Source organism: Verrucomicrobia bacterium CG1_02_43_26 (assembly GCA_001872735.1).
Lineage (GTDB): Bacteria > Verrucomicrobiota > Verrucomicrobiia > Opitutales > CG1-02-43-26 > CG1-02-43-26.
This window is the reverse complement of sequence record MNWT01000005.1, coordinates 216,381-229,207: the sequence shown is the minus strand read 5'-3', so window position 1 is coordinate 229,207 and position 12,827 is coordinate 216,381. Positions and strand designations below refer to the sequence as shown.

Annotated in this window: 11 protein-coding genes; 3 read left to right on the top strand and 8 right to left on the bottom strand. The window is 44.4% G+C overall.

Annotated elements, in window-relative coordinates; all coding sequences use genetic code 11:
* The first annotated feature begins 86 nt into the window (after nt 1–86).
* Entirely contained in the window at nt 87–770 is a 684-nt protein-coding gene (locus AUJ82_01900) for a hypothetical protein (GenBank protein ID OIO60750.1), read from the top strand.
* 44 nt (nt 771–814) lie between these two features.
* The gene (locus tag AUJ82_01895; protein OIO60749.1) at nt 815–1,753 is read left to right on the top strand and encodes a hypothetical protein; all 939 of its coding nucleotides are present in this window, start codon (nt 815–817) and stop codon (nt 1,751–1,753) included.
* A gap of 20 nt (nt 1,754–1,773) precedes the next feature.
* Here AUJ82_01895 and AUJ82_01890 read toward each other — a convergent pair whose 3' ends face one another.
* From AUJ82_01890 to AUJ82_01865, 6 genes are all read right to left on the bottom strand, one after another.
* Nucleotides 1,774–2,469: an ABC transporter ATP-binding protein gene (locus tag AUJ82_01890; protein ID OIO60748.1), complete on the bottom strand. Its 696-nt coding sequence runs from the start codon at nt 2,467–2,469 to the stop codon at nt 1,774–1,776.
* A complete protein-coding gene (locus AUJ82_01885) occupies nt 2,466–3,713 on the bottom strand; it encodes an ABC transporter permease (GenBank protein OIO60747.1) in 1,248 nt (415 codons plus the stop codon). Before AUJ82_01885 ends, AUJ82_01890 begins: the two co-directional genes overlap by 4 nt.
* A gap of 2 nt (nt 3,714–3,715) precedes the next feature.
* Nucleotides 3,716–4,831 carry a hypothetical protein gene (locus AUJ82_01880; GenBank protein ID OIO60746.1) on the bottom strand — a complete coding sequence of 372 codons (1,116 nt, stop codon included), beginning with the start codon at nt 4,829–4,831 and terminating at the stop codon, nt 3,716–3,718.
* A 17-nt stretch (nt 4,832–4,848) separates the two neighbouring features.
* Nucleotides 4,849–6,189 (bottom strand): hypothetical protein, encoded by a 1,341-nt coding sequence (locus AUJ82_01875; GenBank protein ID OIO60745.1) that lies wholly within the window; start codon nt 6,187–6,189, stop codon nt 4,849–4,851.
* A 61-nt stretch (nt 6,190–6,250) separates the two neighbouring features.
* A complete protein-coding gene (locus AUJ82_01870) occupies nt 6,251–8,443 on the bottom strand; it encodes a hypothetical protein (protein OIO60744.1) in 2,193 nt (730 codons plus the stop codon).
* A complete protein-coding gene (locus tag AUJ82_01865) occupies nt 8,440–9,258 on the bottom strand; it encodes a hypothetical protein (GenBank protein OIO60743.1) in 819 nt (272 codons plus the stop codon). The genes AUJ82_01870 and AUJ82_01865 overlap by 4 nt, the downstream gene beginning before the upstream one ends.
* Nucleotides 9,259–9,307: 49 nt before the next feature.
* Between AUJ82_01865 and AUJ82_01860 the strand changes: the two genes are divergently transcribed.
* The gene (locus tag AUJ82_01860; GenBank protein OIO60742.1) at nt 9,308–10,444 is read left to right on the top strand and encodes a hypothetical protein; all 1,137 of its coding nucleotides are present in this window, start codon (nt 9,308–9,310) and stop codon (nt 10,442–10,444) included.
* A gap of 305 nt (nt 10,445–10,749) precedes the next feature.
* Here AUJ82_01860 and AUJ82_01855 read toward each other — a convergent pair whose 3' ends face one another.
* Nucleotides 10,750–11,646 carry a hypothetical protein gene (locus AUJ82_01855; GenBank protein OIO60741.1) on the bottom strand — a complete coding sequence of 299 codons (897 nt, stop codon included), beginning with the start codon at nt 11,644–11,646 and terminating at the stop codon, nt 10,750–10,752.
* Between the two features lie 65 nt (nt 11,647–11,711).
* On the bottom strand, nt 11,712–12,797 hold the full coding sequence (locus tag AUJ82_01850) for a peptidase M42 (GenBank protein ID OIO60740.1): 1,086 nt from the start codon (nt 12,795–12,797) through the stop codon (nt 11,712–11,714).
* Nucleotides 12,798–12,827: the final 30 nt, after the last annotated feature.

The following is a 12,827-nucleotide window of genomic DNA, read 5'->3' as shown; positions in this document are numbered from 1 at the left end:
GACCACTTTCAATCCTATTGGCAAAAGTAAAGCGGTAGCACTGTATTTAGTTGACCGATGAGAACTTTTTTAGCCTAATGGTTTACATGACTCAGGATCATAAAGCTCCCCATGGTAAGAAACATCATAGCAAAGGCGAAAGCGCCGGTAATGTGATTGAAGGTGTTTTTCAACAATCTTCTTTTGAGGATAAATTATGGATTTTTCTCAAAAATAACAAACGCCTAATCACTTCTGTTATTGTTGTGGTCGTATTATTAGGATTGGCTATTCCTGGGGTGAATTTATACCAAAGCTGGCATGCGTCAAAGGTACAGAAGGCCTTTGTTGCCGCAAAAACGAAAGCGCAGCAAGAGGCTTTTGTAAAAGCCAACCCAAATGAAATTTTAGCCGCAGTGACGATGCTAGAATTTGCAGATAGCGCATACAGCGAAGGTGATTATAAAAATGCACTGACCTGGTATCAAAAGTCAAAAGCGGGCTTAAAGGAGAACTTTCTCGCAGGCCGCGCGCGGCTAGGAATCGGAATGGCGACTATTTTATCCGGTAATGATGAGCAAGGCAGAATGCTTTTGGAAGAAATTGTAAGCGATGATCGTTTGATGAGCGCATATCGTGCTGAAGCAGCCTATCATTTAGCCCTGTTGTTAATGAAAGACGGTCAAGACAAGGCTGGTATGATGAGGTTAGTCTCTATCGGGCAGATGCCCAACGCCGGTATTTGGCAGCGACGAGCTATGGCTCTGAGACAAATGCTGTCTGATTCTTAATTTATAAATACATGTTACCCCAATTGGAACCCCTATTAAGTGGAATGGAAAGACTTCCTATAGCCGGTGTGAACTCAAAAGAAGTGCTCGTGATCGGCTCAATCGCGTATGATGATATTATTACGCCCTATGATCGAATCGACAACGTCCTAGGCGGCGCTGCAGCATTTGGTGCGATGGCAGCGAGTTATTTTACACAAACGCGAATCGTTGGGATTGTTGGCAATGACTTTACAGCAAGCGATCGTGCGATTTTGGAGAGACGCGGGATAGATCTTTCTGGCGTTGAAGTGGATAATGACCGAATTTCCTTTCATTGGAAAGGCAAGTACCACGAAGACTTTAATTCTCGGGAAACCCTAGAGATCAACATGAATGCATTTGAGGGATATTACCCAACCTTGCCCGAAGCGACCACAGAGATGGAGTATGCGATGCTTGGGAATATTGCGCCGGCATTACAGTTGCATGTTTTAAAGCAGTTTAAAAAGAGCACCTTTACGATTGCGGATACAATAGATCTCTGGATAGAAACCAAGCGAGCTGAGTTAGCAGAGCTGATTCAGCACATCAGCCTATTTTTGATCAATGACCGCGAAGCGACCCTGTTGACCGGAGAAGCGAATTTGATTCGGGCAGGTGAATCCATGTTAGCTATGGGAGTACCCATGACGATTATCAAAAAAGGCGAACATGGAGCTTATTTGTTTCACCCTGAAGGTGTTTTTGCCTTACCTTCCTACCCGGTAACGGAGCTGAGAGACCCTACTGGAGCCGGAGATACATTCGCAGGGGGAATGCTAGGGTATTTGGCCGCTGTTAATAAACGTGATTTTGCGTCTATTAAGAAGGCGATGGCTTATGGGACGATTGTAGCAAGCTTGACGGTGGAGGACTTTTTCTGCAAACGCCTAGAGCAAATGGGTGCGGTGGAAATAGCGCGGCGGTATGAGCAATTGGTGCAGATGACTCGCTTTGCGTAAAATAGACTTACGTGTATTGTTTACCGCACAAACTGACCATCTTGCATTGGAAGTGTATGGTCACACGCATTGGCGATTTCCGGATTGTGGGTGACGATGAGGATGGCTTGATCTCGCTCGTGAGCAAGCCGATATAACAGATCGAACGCGAGGTTAGAGTTTTTAGCATCGAGGTTTCCCGTGGGTTCGTCTGCTAAGATGAGCCTGGGAGAATTGGCTAAAGCGCGGGCGATGGCGACTCGTTGTTGCTCTCCCCCTGAAAGCTGGGTTGCCAAACGGTGGGCTTTTTGTCCCAGACCTACTTCGGTGAGGAGATCATTGGCGTGATCAAGCATTTCCGTATGGGAAAGCTTGCCAAGTTTTTTCATCGGAAAGAGAACATTTTCCAAAGCGGTAAATTCGGGTAAAAGGAAGTGAAATTGGAAGACAAAGCCGATGTTTTCGTTTCTGGCTTTAGTTTTGAGCTCATCTTGGTCAAGGGGCATTTCTTGACCGTTTAAGAAAATGTTGCCGCTATTAGGCTTGTCTAACAAGCCTAGGAGGTAGAGGAGAGTACTTTTACCGCAACCAGAAGGGCCAACGATTGAGTAGACGTTGGAGGAATCGAGAGAGATGGATACTCCTCTTAGAATATGGTTTGCGTTTTCACCAGAGCCAAGCGTGCGGTGAATATTGTTGGCTTGTAAAATAGTATAGTTGGAAGGATCTTTTTTCATGCGCTGGTTCCTCTGACGATGTCGCCTGGTTCTAGTTTTGCTGCTCTACGAGCCGGTATGTAGCTGGCAGTGATGACAACAATGAGCGCAAGCACACTGGCCATGATATAATGGGAGAGGCTCCAGTGGACAACAAAGCTGTCTGTGGAAAATATGCCTCGAATGCGAAGCGGGATTTTTGAAATGCCGTAGGTTGCGAATGCTGCAAAGATCCAACCTAGAACAGTTCCAGCCACGAGGACGATCCCTCCCTGGAGTAGGAAGATGCTGGAAATGTCTTTTCTGGTATACCCCATGGAACGGAGGATAGCGATCTCTTTGGTCTTTTCCATAACGATCATGACCAAGGTATTAAAGATGCCCAGACCGGAGATAAGAATAATTGTAAACACGGTTATTCCTGCGGAGACGCGTAAGGCTTTGAAAACGTCTAGCCAGACCTGCTCGCGTTCTTGCCAGCTAGCGGCATGGTGTTGGTAGCTGGATTCGATATGTGCGGCAATTTGCGGAGCTTTGCTGGGATCAAATAAACTGATTTGAAAAATGGAACCGCCAAAGGGTTGTTTTAATAAAGAACGGGATTCTGAGAGGTGCATGTAGACGCGAACTTTATCGATATCTGAGATGCCCGTTTCAACGATGCCGGAGACGCGGTATGCTTTTTCTTGGCCGTGGGTATTGAGGTAAACGTAATCGTTTACCGTGAGATTGAGGCGTTTTGCGAGGCGAGAGCCTAGGAGGACACTATTATTGTCTGAAGCGTAGTCGGCGATATCTCCTAAAATGACCTGACGAGGTAAGTCGGAAACAGTTGCATGGTCTTCCAGACGGATACCCATCAGTTTAGCGGGTTGATTGCGGAAGCCGCTTTTAGCATCAGCATTCCCCTCCAGGATTTCCGAAATGCCTGAAATTTCTGAGTAATTTGTTAATTCCTCTTTTAGCATATGAGGATACTCTATGCCATATATGTACTGTTTGCCCTCGTTTACCGGTACTCGAAAATTATCCTGATCATCGGGATTACTTGCGATACTTTGAATGGTAGACTGGAAATGCTCGGCAATACGGATAGCGCCGTTAGTACTTAGGATTGTTTTGATGAAAAAGTTTTCAAAACCGGAAGTTTGCGCCTGTGTTACGATAAAAAAGCCAACGCCGAATACGACCCCCAGGAGACTGAGAATCATGGAGCGTTTTTTTGAAGTGATAAATCTCCAGGCGATGTATAAATTAGTCTTCATCCTTAGCCTGAAATCTTTTGGGTTTTGACGCGTTGGCCATTTCTGAAGTTAAAAATGTCCTCCACGATAACCACTTCGCCCGATTTAAGGCCTTCTTTGATTTCCACTTTATCAAAACCAATGAACCCTGGAACAATCTTACGTAGCTCTACTTTGCCCTTATTAATTACGTAGACAAAGTTGCCTGTGAGAGCGCTTCTGGGCACGATGACAACGTTATCATGGGTTGCCTTAGTGATGCTTGCCTGTCCGGTCATGCCGGGAGCCAGATCTTCGGCACTATTTAATTGAACAAAGACAGACCGCCGCTTGGTGTCTGCATTTGCAGTAGCCAGTAATGAAGTGACCTTTCCGGAGACTAGTTTATTGCCGTGGCCTAGAAAATTGATCGAAACGGTTTGGCCGATGCTGATTCCAGGAAAGTCCTCTTCGTTGATGCTGACCTCGATCATATTATCCTTTGAAATAACCTTAGCGAGCGATTCTCCTCCATAGACGTGAGCGCCTGGAAGGAAGTAATTTTCCGTCAAAAGCCCATCAATAGGAGAGCGCACGATCATTTTTTCACGTTGCGAGAGGCGGCGATTGAGTTCATTTTTGAGCAACTCGACTTCAAGAGTGCGATTTAGGTCATCATTTTCATAGACACGGGTGACGCGTTCAAGGTCTTGCTTTCTTTTATTGAATTCAGCTTCAGGAAGTTGGCCATGTTTGAATAAAGTTTCTACGCGCGGCATATCCTGCTCAAGGCTTCTTTTTTCAGCTTCGTAAGGGGAGCCAATTTCTTGGCGTTTTAGAGCAGCCTCGTAGCGTAGCTGTAAATGTTCGATTTCGCGGTCGAGCTCGGAGGTATCGAGTTTAGCGACGATATCATTGCTTTTGACCTCAATCGAGCCCGTGTTTTTTGGTGCGAGAAGCTCTTGGATATCGCCGGCAGTTTGTGTTTTGACGACTGCTTCCATAGCAGCAAGAACTTTAACGTTTCCGGGAACGGCATTGACAGCTGAGCCCATTTTGGCAGCAGCTACTTTAGCGGTAGGCGTGGCCGAGTTAAATGCGTAATAAGCTATGCCAAGTACGAGTAATAAAGTGACGATTATAATAGATGATTTTTTCATGGTAGTGGTGTATGAATTTATATTTTTGAAGTATAGATAAGAAATTCGTTTACATGGTTAAAGTATTCTCTAATGAGGTTTGCCAGCTGATATTCTACGGCATCGCGATTGCTCTTAGAGCTTAAGAAATCAGTATATTGGATAATACCTTGGTCAAATAAATCTTGTTGGGCGTTGAGTTGATTTTCATTGAGAGCCAATTTTTGCATTTGGATTTTGATGTGATCACGCTCGATGGCTAGCCCGCGTAAGATATGAGAGGTTTCCCTGAGGGTCTTTTGGCGTTCTTGTTTGAGCTCGAGTTTGATCCGTCGTTGCTTTGCTTTTGAGGTGATTCGCTGGCCTTCGGTACGAAAACCATCAAAAATATTCCATCGAACTTCGAGGCCTGCAAAAACATTGGCCCGTCTAACACCACTGTCACTTGTCGTGCTATCAACATTGTCTTCAAAAACACCGGTGAGGAAATTTAATTTAGGTAACTGTTCCGAGTGAATGCGAATGAAATTGTTCTTTTCGATTTCGAGCTCTTGCTCTAATGCATAATAGCGAGGAGAGAGGTCCGTTGGGTCGAGTTGTGGATTTTTATCCAAGATGCTTTGAGCTAGTTTCTGGGGCGGTAAGCTTTGTCCCATATTAGGTTTTTCCCCACCTGTTAAATCACAAAAGTAACTAGTAGCGTTCTCTAAGTTGTTTGAAATATAGGCGAGTTCGAATTGAGCTTCATTGTATTGAATGCGGGCGATGTCGAGTTGATGGGCTGATACTATTTTCATGGCAGCCTTGTCTTCCGCATCTTTTAAGTTTTTTTGCGCAAGCTCTAACTTTTCTTCCGCGAGCTGTTTATTGAAGTTGAGCGCATAGATTTCCAAGTAGCTCCGGCGTATTTCCTTTAGTAGGTGAGCCTTCGCTTGGTTAAAGTCCATTTTACTCAGTTTGTGTTGTATTTCGCCGATACGCTTTTCCGCATCTATGCTGCCCCAGTGGTAAAGGGCTTGGCTAAGGGTTAAGCTTCCCGTGGGTACATATTGAGCTTTGGAAAAATTGTCTTCATTATCACGCTTTCGAATGATTGCGAGAACTTGATACCCCCCAGATAGCTGAGGGAGCTTTCGCGAAGCCATGGACTTTTTATTTCCTTCCGCTTCAGTAACCAATTCGGAGCGGATTAGAATTTGTGGAGCATTTTCTTCTGCTTTCCTTAAAATGTCTGAGAGTTCCGGGAACGCCTGCTCGGGTAAAAGGATGGAGTGGAGTTGAGGAGCCGCCGCTTCAATATCCTGAGCAACGCCCTTTGCTAGCATGAGTAACAAGGCGATACAAGGAATTAAAAAGTATGTTCTTAAGGGAGAAAGCATTATATGAATAAAAAATTATGTTTGGTTAAGATTTATATCAAATATACAAGGGTTTGGCAAGTCATCTATTTGGAGATAAGCTATTTATAAATTGTAGGAATTGGAGCTTAATCGCAGAAGACTGAAAGTGCTCTTGATAGCGAAGAGCTGCGTTTTTGAGAAGAATAGCCCTTTCATGTTCGTCATTTATGATGCGGTGAAAGGCTTCTGCCATTTTATGAGGGTCATTATCAGGGATGATCATCCCTGCGCCACCTACTGTTTCTGGGACGGCTGCATAGGCAAAGGCGACTATGGGGACTTGTTCGGCCATTGCTTCAATTAAAGGGACGCAAAGGCCTTCATGTTTGCTCGTTTTGGCAAAAATATGCGCTTTTTGGTAGGCGTGATGGAGTACATTGTCTGAACCGCCATTGATCCAGATCAAGGCATGGTCTACTTCTAGTTCCTTGGCGAGGTTATTTAAGTCCTCCACATATTTTTTGAGATAGCGATTTTGCTTCCCAAAAAGGGTTAGTTGGCTATTGGGATTATGCTCTTTATGATAAAAGGCGAACGCGCGGATAAGATCTGCATGATTCTTTTGAGGCGATATTCGCCCGACAGAAAGGATATTAACCGGTGTACCCGGGAGGTATTTTTCCTGAGGATCTGAGCTTGTTTTAATATGAGATACCAAGCTGTCTACAGGCGTGAAGGAGATCAGTGTTTGTGTGATTTTTGGATCTAGGCCGTGGCTAATTAACTCATTAGCATTGTAGTTAGATGGGGTACAAGCCCTATACCAGTCTATTTTGCATAGTTCAGACAAGAATGCGCGACCCTCACGGCACCGCTTGGTGTGGCTTTCGCTATAGCCTTCAAAAAACTCCGCGGGCGTGACGTTATGATAGCGAAGCACCTTCTTACAAGGCGTTTTCCTAAGAAACGCTATGCCCTCGTTCCATCCCGAAGTGAAGTGGTAGATGAGAATGTCGTCTTCGGTGAGTGGCAGCTTTTGAAGCACTTTAAAACTTTTAATGGGCTCATGCTTCAAAGAAGAATGACGTTCGTTTGCATAAATGTGAGCATCATACCCTGCGTCTATCAAAGAATAATATGTGCCCAAGGCATCAATGGAAACGCCATCTCCATAGGTGAGCCATCTGGCCAGTACGATGACTCGACCCTTATGCTTTTTGGTGCGCATTTCGAAGTATTGGTCGATTTGCTTTTTAATAACATCAGGAGAAAAGTGGTCTTGTGCATATATGCGACCGACTTCGCCCATTTTTTGAATTTGATTTGGGCTTTGCAAAAAGAGCTCCAGATATTTTACGAATTCCTCAGGACGATCATGGGAGACCAGAAAACCCGATTGGTTCGGGATAAAAGCCTCCTGCACGCCCACCGTATCGACTGCGATAATCGGCAGCCCGAGGGATTGCGCTTCTATGATGAAATTAGGGAAAGCGTCTTCTTTAGACGTGGAAACGGCAACGTCTGCAGCCTGGTAATACGGGGCAGGATTCTTTTGAAAACCCATGAAGTGAATTTTGTCTCCTAAGCCGAGTTGGTTGACGATCACCTCGCAGGCCCTTTTTTGCTCCCCTTCGCCCACTAGCCATAGCTGCCAATTTGCTTTTCTGTCTAATTTAGCAAAATGTTCAATGAGCTTTGCGTGGTTTTTGCCTGGGCGAAACCCTTGTACGCAGATAAAAATGATAGTGTCTTCACTAGCTCCAAATTTTTTTCGCTGCTCTAAGCGATCTTCACTTGAGAAAGAAATGGATTGCGACAGAACGATGGGATTGGGAATCACCTCAATTTTATTCGAATTAAACCCACGTTTCAGTAAGTCGTTTTTCCACCATTGGCAATTCGTTAAAATGCTTTTAGACGTTTTAAGAGAACGTTTGTAGAGGCAAGAAAGCTTTTTTCCTGTACGCAATGTGCTGATAACATGAAGCTTAGGGAAACGGTTTTGCACAAAGCTGCCATACATGTTTGCGATCCGCCCCATGCAGATAACGATATCCGGTGAGAGTTTTTTGATGGTTTTAAATAATCTCGGAGCATACCAATCGAAACCGGTATCCCCTTTTTGTAAGGAAAAAACCTTTTCATCTTTGACCTCATCCCAGAGTAGGCCACCCGGTCTGAGTGTGATTAGCAGGGCATCATAGCCAGCTTCATTTAAATGGTTTACCAGGAAGACGCTTTGTTTTTCCGTGCCCCCGCAACGTAAGTAATCTTGTAAAATGACGATTTTCATGTATTGAGATGGTAATACCTTTTTAAAAACCAGAGGACGAGGCTTCTAGGAGCAATTTTGGCGAGGCAGGGGCCGATTTTAGACTGAAAAAGATCTCCAATCGCATACTGGCCGCTTTTTTGCTTCAGCAATATTTTTCTAAGCGCTTTTGCCGCGTGTTCAGCAGTGGGGGCTGCGTGTCTGTGTTTTTCTATGGCAGCCCACGCCTTGTGGAAATGTTTATTCGAAAAAGATGTATCTTTATGAGCGACATCGTTAAACGCAGTCTGGTAATCGCCCGGCTGGATGTCGACTACATGGATGCCAGATCCTGTTGCTTCCAGAATTAAACTTCCGGTAAAAGTAGAGAGGGCGCTTTTAGCACCACTATACAAGGAAAGCAACGGTATAGGGAAAATGCCGCCAAGCGAGCTGATATTTACGATGGTTCCCTTTTTGTTAGCCAGCATTTTTTTGTAAAAAGCTTGGGTAAGCAGAATGGGGCCGGTGCACAGGAGTTGAACTTGATCCTCTATCTCTTGTTTGGGAAATTCTTCAAAGGGATAAAATGAACCTGCGCCTGCATTGTTTATGAGTAGATCGAACGATAATTCATCAGAATTTACTCTTTGGATAAGCTTGTCTAGAGAAGTGTTATCTAATAAATCCAGTTGCAAGCAATGGAAAGGAGTATCTTTGGGCAACTTTTCGGGAGCTCGGGAAGTGATCCAAACCTCTATGCCTTCATGGCGCAACATATCCGCGAATGCTTTACCGAGCCCGGAGCCTCCACCCGTGACGAGTGCCCTTGTGTAATAATTGGATAATTTGGACATAAAATATGTGGCTTGCTTATAGGCCGAACTTAAGATTAAACTCTATTGCGTGTCTTCCGCAAAGCAGAAAAGTAGGCCAATATACATTTTTACACATGAGTTTTTCCCTAAAAAAGCCGGAATTTCTATTTGTGTGCAAGAAATGGCCAAATCTCTAGCCGGTTTTGGGCGAGAAGTAACCGTTTTTGCTCCAAAGCATTCTGCTTTCAAAACGCACTTATTTCCCTATAGCACTGTGCCTTTGAACAATAGAGGAACCCATGGATGGGGTTGCCGCATTGTGACTATGCGGGAAATGATGCGCTATAAAGACAAAATTGCGAAAGGGGTACTGTGTTTGCCAGAGCCCGGACCAATTTTAGCGTTTATGTATTTAAGGCTATTTAAACGTATCCAGCCACAGAAATTAATTTTAATCCTGCACGGCAGTGAGATTTTACGCTTTGGGAAAAGCAGGCTGTTAAAATGCTTATTTCGAAGTTTGTTGCGGGATACTGATAGAATTCTTTTGTTTTCCAAGTATTGTGAAAAAACCCTTTGCGACTATTTTCCGGAAGCGAGCGGAAGAACGGTTGTTGCCCCGGGTGCTCTACGTAGCGAATTTGTACCGATACCCCCTAGGGACACCCATTTAATGAGTAATACGGTAAAATTACTGACAGTGGCACGCCTGCACCCCAGAAAAGGGCAAATGCAGGTGCTGGAGGCAATTAACGCTATGCCGTCAGCGTTAAAGGAAAAAGTAGTTTACCAGATTGCCGGGCCTATTGTTAAGGCAGCCTATTTCGAACAAATCAAACAATATGCCCAAACGCACCATATTAACATAGCATACTTGGGTGAAGTGCCTGAAGAAGCGTTGCCCCGCTGCTACCATGAGGCCGATATATTTGTAATGGCCAGTATTCCTTACCAGAATAGTATCGAGGGCTTTGGGCTAAGTTATTTGGAAGCTTCGGCAAGTGGACTTCCCGTTGTAGGGTATGATTCTGGAGGCGTTTCCGATGCGGTTTTAGACAACAAAACCGGCTTTTTAGCCCCTGTTGGTGGTGTTGATGAGTTATCCAAGATGTTGACGCGCTTAATTGAGCAACCAGAGTTACGTAAGCGTATGGGGAAAGCTGGTATAACCTTTGCAAAGCAGTGTTCTTGGATTAAAAATGCCAAAATTACCTTTGAGGATTGAAAAAATCCTTCGTTTTAGGGAATATATTAGAAATAAATTGATTTATACTTGACCGCAGGAAGGTTATTCCTTTTACTAGAAATTTGAAATTTTAATTGTAGGAAGATTTATTATGTCACGACACAGAAGTTTTAATCAAGGAGGCGGTTCAGGAAAGAAGAAGACCGTGCTTAAACGTTTTGACCGCATTAAGCTCTTAAAAGAGCGTGGACAGTGGTCTGAGGGGAACTCCGTTATGGGGCTTCGTAAGACAAAGCCTGCTGAGTGATTTAGTTTCTCAGAATGATTTCAAAAAGAGCAGCCGTTTAGGGATTAAGCGGTTGCTCTTTTTTTCTTAATGAATTTGGTAAGAGGGAGGAGAAGCCTTTTTGCGAAAGATAGACAGCGATAAACATCACGCAGCCGCCTAAAATAAGGCGCTCGTAATCTGTGTGCTCGCCAAAGATAATCAGTGAGGAAAGAATCGCTAATGGCACTTTGATATTATGAAAAACAGCCAATGTAGCGATTTTGGAAACCACAGCACCTTTGTTCCACCAGAAGAAACCAAGCCCTGTGGCGAAAACACCTAGAAAGGCTAATATGATGACTTGCTTAGCGCTCATCATTGAGAGGGTTGACCAGTCTCCGGCAACGGTTGTAGCAATTGCGGTTATGATTAAAGCGCCTGTGAAGACGATGGCATAAATTTCTCTATCCACTAAATGTGGGTTTTGATGACGCAGGCGGCGGTATTGGATTTCCCCTAATGCGAATGAAATATTCGCTATTTGCATGCAAATGAATCCCGTAAGAAGATTTTGAAACGACATACCATCGTATTTTATGATGCCTGCTCCCAAAACAGCCAAACTGGCCATGATAAGACTGTACTTTGGGAATTTTCTCTCGTAAATGCCGTTTATAAAGACGATATAAAGAGGCATCATAATGGCAAATAATGCTACTTGATGACTGTCTAGATATTGAAATGCAAATAGATAAGCTAAATAGCACACGCCATATTGCATTGCCCCGATGAGGAGTAGGCGAATTGTAAGCGATCGATTAAGGGACTTAACAACTAAGAAGGGAAGAAACAGCGGCAGTGCGCACAGGATTCTGCCAAATGCCAAAAAGTGAGGATCCAGGCCAGATAGACCTGTTTTGACTAAGCCGAATGAAAAGGCCCAAATGAGGGAGACGGTGATGAGATAAATCATTGTTAATCTTGTTTTCAAGAAAGATTAACAATGATTTATTTGACTGTCAAAGCAATCGTGCCGAATTACCAAATACCAGTGTCGGTCTTTTTGATAGACTTAGAGAAAGCAACAAGAAGTTTGATTGCATTTTCAACATCTTCGAGGTCAACTACTTCACTGGGCGTATGCATGTAGCGAAGTGGTATGGAGACTAGCCCAGTGGCTACCCCTTGTCTCGATATTTGAATAGAGCGGGCATCGGTGCCGGTTGGTCCCGGTTCTGCTTCCACTTGGTAAGGGATTTTATTGGCTTTGGCAACGGCGACAAGGCGCTCGAAGACAAAGGGGTTAATATTTGCGCCACGGCAGATAATGGGACCTTTGCCCAAATAAAATTCGCCGAATTGGCGTTTGTCGCAATCTGGGCTATCTGTCGCATGACCTACGTCAACGGCAACGGCAATGTCCGGGTTAACGGAATAACCGGAGAGGATAGCGCCGCGGGTGCCGACTTCTTCCTGGGTGGTTGCTACGGAGACGATTTTCGCCTGTAGTTTAGTTTTTTCTTGAGCAAGCCTTCTGAGTGTCTCGCAGACAACAAAGCAGCCTGCTTTATCGTCAAAGGCGCGAGCTGTTGCACGACATTTGCGAAGGATTTGGAAACCATGATCATAGACAATAGGGTCGCCGATCTCGACAAGCGATTCGGCTTCTTTTTTGTCCTGGGCGCCAACGTCAATCCAGATTTCATGACGTTGGGGAACTTTTTTACGGTCTTCCGGTGTCATGAGGTGGATAGCACGTTTGCCGGTGACGCCGTGGATAGTACCGTTTTTTGTTAAAATTTGAACACGTCTACCCGAGATTATAGAAAGGTCATGGCCACCGATGGTATTAAAATACACAAAACCCTTATCGTCAATGTAGTGGACCATTAATCCGAGTTCATCCATATGCCCTGCGAACATGACAACGGGGTTACCCTTCGGGTTTAAGGTAGCGAAACGGTTGCCCATGGTGTCTTTTTCGTAAACGTCAGCCGAGGGCTTGACGTATTTATCGATCACTGCTTGAGCCTCTTGCTCATAACCTGATGGGGAACGGGCATTCAGGAGGTCTATGAGGAATTCGGGTGTTTTAGGTTTTTTTGTTACAGCTTTCTTTACCATAAAGAGACTTTACATAATACCGTTTGAAAA

Bases quoted from the DNA above. Each gene is read 5' to 3' on its own strand.
- AUJ82_01900 (OIO60750.1), top strand. From the start codon at position 87: ATGACTCAGGATCATAAAGCTCCCCATGGTAAGAAACATCATAGCAAA.
- AUJ82_01895 (OIO60749.1), top strand. From the start codon at position 815: ATGGAAAGACTTCCTATAGCCGGTGTGAACTCAAAAGAAGTGCTCGTG.
- AUJ82_01890 (OIO60748.1), bottom strand. From the start codon at position 2,469: ATGAAAAAAGATCCTTCCAACTATACTATTTTACAAGCCAACAATATT.
- AUJ82_01885 (OIO60747.1), bottom strand. From the start codon at position 3,713: ATGAAGACTAATTTATACATCGCCTGGAGATTTATCACTTCAAAAAAA.
- AUJ82_01880 (OIO60746.1), bottom strand. From the start codon at position 4,831: ATGAAAAAATCATCTATTATAATCGTCACTTTATTACTCGTACTTGGC.
- AUJ82_01875 (OIO60745.1), bottom strand. From the start codon at position 6,189: ATGCTTTCTCCCTTAAGAACATACTTTTTAATTCCTTGTATCGCCTTG.
- AUJ82_01870 (OIO60744.1), bottom strand. From the start codon at position 8,443: ATGAAAATCGTCATTTTACAAGATTACTTACGTTGCGGGGGCACGGAA.
- AUJ82_01865 (OIO60743.1), bottom strand. From the start codon at position 9,258: ATGTCCAAATTATCCAATTATTACACAAGGGCACTCGTCACGGGTGGA.
- AUJ82_01855 (OIO60741.1), bottom strand. From the start codon at position 11,646: ATGATTTATCTCATCACCGTCTCCCTCATTTGGGCCTTTTCATTCGGC.
- AUJ82_01850 (OIO60740.1), bottom strand. From the start codon at position 12,797: ATGGTAAAGAAAGCTGTAACAAAAAAACCTAAAACACCCGAATTCCTC.